Source organism: Streptomyces adustus, from assembly GCF_009377175.1.
GTDB classification, from domain to species: domain Bacteria; phylum Actinomycetota; class Actinomycetes; order Streptomycetales; family Streptomycetaceae; genus Streptomyces; species Streptomyces adustus.
In genome coordinates this window covers 1-7,542 of record NZ_VJZD01000352.1, presented here as the reverse complement: position 1 = coordinate 7,542, position 7,542 = coordinate 1, and the positions used below count along the sequence as shown (strand labels likewise).

The window sequence follows — 7,542 nt, the reverse complement described above, 5'->3', positions numbered from 1 at the left end:
GAGCACGGGGGTCCCACGGGGGAACGGGGGCTCGGGTCGGTCGGCCGCTGTCACGGGGGGCGACCGGCCGACCCGAAGGGGACGGCCCGGCAGGGCGGTCTTCGCTACCTCAAGTACGCCAGCCCGGGATGCACTTCGGCATAGTCCTCCATCAGCCTGCGGGCCACGTTCACGGAGTCGACGAGCGGGTGCAGCGCGAAGGCCTTCACCGCCGTCGCGCGGGAGCCCGACCCGGCCGCAGCCAGCACCACGCGCTCGACCCCCTTCACGGCACAGACCAGACCGGTGGCGTGCTCGGGCAGCGGGGCGACGGCCACGGGGTGGGCGCCGTTGGCGTCGACCAGACACGGCACCTCGATGACGGCGTCGGCGTCCAGCGCGTGCAGGGTGCCCTGGTTGCGGACGTTGAGGATCAGCGTGGTCCGCTCGTCGCGCGCGACCGCCCTCATCAGAGCGAGCGCCACCTTCTCGTACCCGCCGGACAGATCGTCCGCCTCGCGCTCGCCGGCCCCGGCCGTCTCCCGGTTCTCCGCCATGTACGTGGCCTCGCGCTCGGCGCGGGTACGGTCCCAGGCCGCCAGCGCCGACCCGTCCGCGCGTGCGGCCCGCTCGTAGAAGCCGGCCTGCTGGTCGAGCAGGAAGGCGCCGCGGGTCTTCTCCGCCTGCCGGTAGGCGTGCACGGCTTCGCGGTTGAAGTAGTAGTAGTGCAGGTACTCGTTGGGGATCGCGCCCAGGGAGCGCAGCCAGTCGACGCCGAAGAGCCTGCCCTCCTCGAACGAGCCGAGCAGGACGGGGTCGGCGAGCAGCCGCGGGAGTTCGTCGCGCCCGGCGACGCGCAGACCGCGTACCCAGCCCAGATGGTTGAGGCCGACGTAGTCGATCCAGGCCTCGCCCGGGTTCGCGCCGAGCACCCGGGCGATACGGCGGCCGAGACCGACCGGGGAGTCGCAGATGCCGATGACCCGCTCGCCCAGATGACGCGACATGGCCTCGGTGACCAGGCCCGCGGGGTTGGTGAAGTTGATGACCCAGGCGTCCGGGGCCAGCCGGGCCACCCGGCGGGCGATGTCGACGGCGACGGGCACCGTGCGCAGGCCGTACGCGATCCCGCCCGCGCCGACCGTCTCCTGGCCGAGGACACCGTGCGCGAGCGCCACCCGTTCGTCGTCCGCGCGGCCCTGGAGACCGCCGACGCGGATCGCGGAGAACACGAAGTCGGCGCCCCGCAGGGCCTCGTCGAGGTCGGTCGTGGCGATCACCTCGGGCGCGTCCGGCACCCCGGCGGCCTGCTCGGCCAGCACCCGGGTGACGGCGGTCAGCCGTGCGGGGTCCAGGTCGTGCAGCACGACCCGGGTGACCCGGCCCTCGGCCCGGTCGCCGAGCAGCGCCCCGTACACCAGCGGCACACGGAATCCGCCGCCGCCCAGAATCGTCAGCCTCACGCTGCTTCCGCCCTTCCTGTCCGGACCACCCGCGCACCGGCCCCGCCGAGAGGACCCGGGGTGGCATGACGTGAACGCTAATCGGCGTCTCGGTCCGCCCTCGCACGCCACCCTGACCACGCGGGACGGGGCGGGCGACAAGGACGGCCAGCGGGGAGTCCGTCGGCCTCCCCCGACCGCCGGATCCACGGCCACCGGGCTGCCATCGAGGCCACCCCGCATCTTCAGGGCGGGTTCATCCGGGAGTCCCGGGGCCACGGAAGGGTGCGTCGCGTGAGCGACGGAAGACCTGCCCACCGCACACCGGACCCGGGGCCGCTGTCCGGGCCCCGGGAAGTCGTGGTGCCGGCGCGGGTGATGCCCGCCCCGGTGTGGATCGGATCGTTCCGGCACGAGGGCATCGTCCTCGGCAACCGGCAGCGCACCCGGGACCTCGCCTGGCTGGCGGGCACCTGGGAGCTGGCCGCGGCCGACGGCCGGACCCTGACCGGGCCGGCCCCGCTGCCCGCGCTGCGGCCGGGCGAGACGGCCGCCGTGCCGTTGCCGTTCGCACTGCCGCGCGACGGCGGCGAGATCTGGCTGACGCTGCGGGTGGCCACGGCCGAGGACCTGCCGTGGGCGCCCCGCGGCACCGAGGTGTGCGCACCCCGGCTGCGGCTGCTCCCGGCGCCGTGGCGAGCTCTCCACGGCGCACCCGCGGGTGCGCCGCCCGCCCCTGAACCGGGCGGGGCCGCACTGGCCGGTACCGGTCGGCCCGGCTTCCCCAGGGCCCTCGCGCTGCTCGGCGCCACCGGAACCCGTACGGGCCCCGTCGCGCCTGCCGTGCTGACGCGCTGAGGCGCACAAGGCGGGCGGCGGGTCCGGTCCTCGTGGACGTCGTACGCTGAGCCGCCCGCCCCGTTCCCGTCGACGCGCAGGAGCCATGGATGCGTACGCTGCACCCCGACCCGGGCCGTCGGCCGCACTGGCCGGGCCCGCCGCCGCGAGGGCCGGGCGGAGACGGCCGGCCGTGACCGGCGCCCGCTCCGCACCCGACCGTCTGCTGGCGGTGCTCGCCGCGTTCGACCACGAGCATCCCGCGCTGTCCCTCACCGACATCAGCCGACGGGCCGGACTGACGCTGACCACGGCCCACCGGCTGGTGGGGGCGCTCACCGCGTGGGGCGCGCTGGAGCGCGACGGGACGGGTGCGTACCACGTGGGGCTCAGGCTCTGGGAGGTCGCCGCCCTCGCCCCGCGTGGGCTCGCGCTGCGCCAGGTCGCGCTGCCGTACCTGGAGGACCTGTACGAGGCGACGCACGAGAACGTGCAGCTGGCGGTGCGGGACGGAGCGGACGTCGTCTACATCGAGTGGCTCTCCGGGCACTCCTCGGTCGGCGTGCACATCCGGGTCGGCGCGCGCTGGCCGCTGCACGCCACCGGGGTCGGACTCGCGCTGCTGGCCCATGGCGAACCGGAGTTCCAGGAGGCCTACTGCGCGGGCCCGTTGGCGTCCTTCACGCCCCACACCCTCACGGATCCGGCGCGCCTGCGCCGCGAACTGGCCGAAGTCCGCCGCACCGGAGTCGCGGTGAGCAGTCGTCAGGTCACCGACGACGCGCTGTCGGTGGCGGCCGCGATACGCGGACCGGACGGCGCGGTGCTCGCCGCCGTCTCGGTCGTCGTGCCCCACGTCCAGGCCCAGATACCGGAGTTGGTGCCGGCGGTGCGCCTCGCGGCGCGCGGCATCTCGCGGGCACTGGGCTGGCGCCCCACCCCGGCGGCCGGAGCCCGCGGCGGTCACTGGGCGTAGGTCAGCTGATCCCGGTACCCGGTGACACGGACCTTCTTGCCCGAGGGCGGGACCACGGCCATGGCCATCACCGAGTCGATACGGGTGAGGTTCAGGATCGTGGTCCGGCCGTCGAAGTAGATCTTGGTGACGACGGGCAGGTCGGTGAGGTGCAGGTCGTTGCCGCCGCACTCGGCCTTGCCCCAGTTCTTGTAGCGGTAGCCGAAGTCGTAGAGGACCAGCGCGCCGCCGTCCTTCGTCCGCACACCGTAAGCCGTGTCGGCGCCGCCGGCCCCGGCCTCGTACTCGCCGTCGACGCAGTGGTCCTTGAAGGACGCGCGGTTGGCGTAGGCCTTCTTCCAGGCCTTGACGGAGTCGGTCTCGGCGAAGGTGGCGGCGGCCTTCTTCCCGCCGGTCACATAGAAGTCCTGGGAGAGCGCGACCAGGTCGCCGGCCTTCACCGACCCCACCTTGTCGGCCGTCGCGACCGGGGAGGCGAATCCGTCGCCGTCCTCGGCGACGGCCGGCAGCGCGCCGGTGATCTCGCCCACGGCGACCGCCTTCCAGGCCTTGCCGCTCTTGGCCTCGTCGTCGACGACCTGCTTGAAGGCCAGCAGTCGACGGCGGCCCTCGGCGATGCCCTCGCCGGTGATCCGGGTGTCCACCAGGAAGAAGTCGGCCGACCCCTTGGGCGGGATGTAGAAACGGGCGCCCTCGACCGGGTAGGAGAAGGGCTTCTCCGACTCCGTCTGCTCCTTCTTCGTCCAGGCCGGGTACTGGTGGAAGGACGCCTTGCTCTGCCCCAGCAGCGCGCCGCTCTCCACGGTGGCGGTCTTCTCGCCGTCCTGCGTGGTGTTGGCGGCGTTGTTGACCTCGGCGTAGTTCCGCAGCACGGTCTTCGCGTCCGCGAGCGGGATCACCCCGCCGGTGTCGCCGCCGCCCTTGCTCTGGGACGATCCGTCGGCCCCGCCCGAGCCCGAACAGGCGCCGAGGGCGAAGGCGCAGACGGCGGCGCAGACGGGCAGCAGACGGTTACGGCGCAGACTCATGATTCCCCTGTCGTGGTCCGGGCGTGCTCACGACAGGTTAGCGAGTGCACATCCTCACCGAAATCTCAGGTCCCGGGCGGGGATTCAAAGCCCGTACCCAGGTGGCGGTCGCAGGATGCACGCGCATACGTGGACATCTCAGGAGGGCGAACCGTGGGCGTCTCGCACATATCCAACCGGTCCGGGCAGTGGCCGCAGGGGTGGACCCGGCGCGGGGTCCTCGGGGCCCTCGGCGCGGTGTCGGGCGGGGCGCTGACCGGGTGCAGCAGCGCGTCGGCGGACGCCTCGCAGGAAGCGGCGACAACGGCGGCCGCGACCGTGAAGGCCGCCGCGACGAAGCAGCCGGCCGTCTCGGTCACGCCCGCCGACGGCACCAGGAAGGCCGCGTTCACCAGTCCGGTCGAGGTCACCGTGACCGACGGCACCCTCACCTCCGTGACGGTCACCGGCAACGACGGCTCCACCCTGGAGGGTTCGCTCAACGACGCGAAGACCCGGTGGACCTCGGCGCGGAACCCGTACTCGGGCACCAAGTACACGGTCTCGGCGCAGGTGGCGGGCGCCGCCGCGCACAGCGCGACCTTCACCACGAAGTCGCCCGGCGAGACGTTCGTCGGCTACTACACGCCCGAGGCGGACTCCACCTCCGGCGTCGGCATGCCCGTGTCCCTGACGTTCACCCACGCGGTCGCGGACCGGGCCGCCGTGGAGCGGGCCGTCACGGTGACCGCCGAGCCCGCCGTGGAGGTGGTCGGCCACTGGTTCAGCGACACCCGGCTCGACTTCCGGCCCGAGACGTACTGGGCGCCCGGCACGAAGATCACGCTCGGTCTGCGGCTCAAGGACGTCGAGGGCAGGGACGGCGTCTACGGCGTCCAGTCGAAGGACGTCGTCCTCCACATCGGCCGCGAGCAGATCACCACGGTCGACCTCGCCACCAAGCGGATGACGGTGAAGCGGGACGGAGCGACCCTCGCCACCTATCCCGTCTCCGGCGGCAGTGCCGAACACACCACCTGGTCCGGGATCATGGTGATCAGCGAGCGGTTCCGGCAGACCCGTATGGAGTCCTCGACGGTCGGCCTCGGTGACGAGTACGACATCGCGGACGTCCCGCACGCCCAGCGCCTGACCACGTCCGGCACCTTCATCCACGGCAACTACTGGGCCTCCACCTCGGTGTTCGGCAGTCAGAACACCAGTCACGGCTGCGTCGGCCTGCACGACGCCAAGGGCGCGGGCGATCCCGCCGTCGCGGGATACAAGTTCTACGAGAGCTCGATGCTCGGCGACGTCGTGATCGTGAAGAACTCCGGCGAGAAGACCGTCGACCCGGCCAACGGCCTCAACGGCTGGAATCTGTCCTGGGCGGACTGGAAGGCCGGGAGCGCGCTCTGACACCGGTAGGCGGCAGCGGCGGCCCACGGCCGCCCGCGTCTGTACGGCGACTTCGGGACGCCCAACTGCCGTACCGACACGACACATTCATGCATTCATAGGGTTAACTCACCTGCCCCGTAAGGATTTTCTCGGTTTCACCTCTTGACGACGGACGTGCCAGGGAGCACATTGGCCGCACTTTGAGAGCGCTCTCAAGAACCTTGGGAGCGCTCCCGGCCACCCGACACCCGCGCACCCCACTCCGTACCGAGAGGCCCCCCCCATGAGCGAAACCTCCGGCATGCCCGGAAGACGGCGCCCCGTCCGGCGCGCCCTCGTCGCCGTCCTCGGCACCCTCGGCCTGGCGGCGATGGCCGCCACCGCCGCCACCCTGCCCGCCAACGCCTCCGCCCCCGGCGCCCCGTCGGGCTGGACCCAGGTCTTCCTCGACGACTTCAACGGAACCGCGGGAACCGGGGTCAACACAGCCAACTGGCAGTACGACACCGGCACTTCGTACCCCGGCGGCGCCGCCAACTGGGGCACCGGCGAGGTCGAGACGATGACGTCGAGCACCAGCAACGTCTCGCTCGACGGCAGCGGCAACCTGCGCATCACCCCGCTGCGCGACTCCGCCGGACGCTGGACCTCGGGCCGCATCGAGACCACGCGGACCGACTTCCAGCCCCCGGCCGGCGGCAAGCTGCGCGTCGAGGCCCGCATCCAGATGCCCAACGTCACCGGCACCGCGGCCGAGGGCTACTGGCCCGCGTTCTGGGCGCTCGGCTCGCCCTACCGGGGCAACTACCAGAACTGGCCGTCCGTCGGCGAGCTGGACATCATGGAGAACGTCCAGGGCCTGAACAAGGTCTGGGCCACGATGCACTGCGGCACCAACCCGGGCGGCCCGTGCAACGAGACCACGGGTATCGGCAACTCCATCGCCTGTCCGAACACGACCTGCCAGTCGGGCTTCCACACCTACACCATGGAGTGGGACCGCTCGGTGAGCCCCGAGGCGATCCGCTTCTACGTCGACGGCGTCAACTACCACACCGTCACGGCCAGTCAGGTCGACGCGACGACGTGGGCCAACGCCACCAACCACGGCTACTTCGTCATCCTGAACGTGGCGATGGGCGGCGGCTTCCCCGACGCGTTCGGCGGCGGGCTCGACAACGACACCGAGCCCGGCCACCCGATGGTCGTGGACTATGTGCAGGTGCTCCAGTCGGCGGGCAGTGGGAGCGGTACCACGCCTCCGCCGACCGGCAACCGTGACGCCTACAGCGCCGTCCAGGCCGAGTCCTACGACAGCCAGTCCGGTGTCGTCGCCGAGACCACGACCGACACCGGCGGCGGCCAGGACATCGGTTCGCTCGCCAACGGCGACTGGGCGCTGTACAAGGGCGTCAACTTCGGTTCGACGGCGGCCACCCAGTTCAACGCCCGGGTCGCCAGCGGCGCCGCCTCGGGCGTCAGCGGCCTGGTCGAGGTGCGCCTGGACAGCCGTACCAGCACCCCGGTCGGCAGCTTCGCGCTGGCCAACACGGGCGGCTGGCAGTCCTGGCGGACGATTCCTGCGAACATCAGTTCGATAACCGGCACCCACGACGTGTACCTGACCTTCACCAGCGGCCAGCCCGCCGACTTCGTGAACGTCAACTGGTTCAACTTCGGGCACTGAGGTTCCCCGACCGACCGCCGGCGGCGCCGGGCGACCCGACCCGCACCACCGGGTCCCGAGCCCGGCGCCGTCGGTTCCGTTACCGGGTCGGTTCGGCAACGAATCGGATGGCCGCCGCGAAGACACTGCGCGAAGGCGCATACTGGGGAGCGATGACAAAACCAGCCGCACCGAAGCGTCGTTTGCCCACCAGCCCCTTCAAAGCCCCGGTAC

At 72.1% G+C, this 7,542-nt stretch carries 5 protein-coding genes and 1 pseudogene; 4 read left to right on the top strand and 2 right to left on the bottom strand.

What is annotated here, in order from left to right; all coding sequences use genetic code 11:
- Positions 1-104 precede the first annotated feature (104 nt).
- Positions 105-1,442, bottom strand: a complete 1,338-nt coding sequence (locus FNH09_RS42895) for a family 4 glycosyl hydrolase (protein WP_162469946.1) — start codon at positions 1,440-1,442, stop codon at positions 105-107.
- 192 nt (positions 1,443-1,634) lie between these two features.
- Here FNH09_RS42895 and FNH09_RS42890 point away from each other — a divergent pair.
- A pseudogene (locus FNH09_RS42890) lies at positions 1,635-2,111 on the top strand (DUF4981 domain-containing protein); the annotation flags it as partial.
- 253 nt (positions 2,112-2,364) lie between these two features.
- Positions 2,365-3,234 (top strand): IclR family transcriptional regulator, encoded by an 870-nt coding sequence (locus FNH09_RS42885; protein ID WP_152895285.1) that lies wholly within the window; start codon positions 2,365-2,367, stop codon positions 3,232-3,234.
- Here FNH09_RS42885 and FNH09_RS42880 read toward each other — a convergent pair.
- On the bottom strand, positions 3,222-4,262 hold the full coding sequence (locus FNH09_RS42880; RefSeq protein WP_152895284.1) for a DUF8094 domain-containing protein: 1,041 nt from the start codon (positions 4,260-4,262) through the stop codon (positions 3,222-3,224). The two genes, FNH09_RS42885 and FNH09_RS42880, sit on opposite strands and share 13 nt — an antisense overlap.
- A 153-nt stretch (positions 4,263-4,415) precedes the next feature.
- Here FNH09_RS42880 and FNH09_RS42875 point away from each other — a divergent pair, with 153 nt between their 5' ends.
- Positions 4,416-5,660 carry an Ig-like domain-containing protein gene (locus tag FNH09_RS42875; protein WP_162469945.1) on the top strand — a complete coding sequence of 415 codons (1,245 nt, stop codon included), beginning with the start codon at positions 4,416-4,418 and terminating at the stop codon, positions 5,658-5,660.
- 265 nt (positions 5,661-5,925) lie between these two features.
- On the top strand, positions 5,926-7,329 hold the full coding sequence (locus tag FNH09_RS42870; protein WP_152895283.1) for a glycoside hydrolase family 16 protein: 1,404 nt from the start codon (positions 5,926-5,928) through the stop codon (positions 7,327-7,329).
- The last annotated feature ends 213 nt before the right edge of the window (positions 7,330-7,542 follow it).

Coding starts and splice junctions, on each gene's coding strand:
- FNH09_RS42885 (WP_152895285.1), top strand. CDS start 2,365: ATGGATGCGTACGCTGCACCCCGACCCGGGCCGTCGGCCGCACTGGCC.
- FNH09_RS42880 (WP_152895284.1), bottom strand. CDS start 4,262: ATGAGTCTGCGCCGTAACCGTCTGCTGCCCGTCTGCGCCGCCGTCTGC.
- FNH09_RS42870 (WP_152895283.1), top strand. CDS start 5,926: ATGAGCGAAACCTCCGGCATGCCCGGAAGACGGCGCCCCGTCCGGCGC.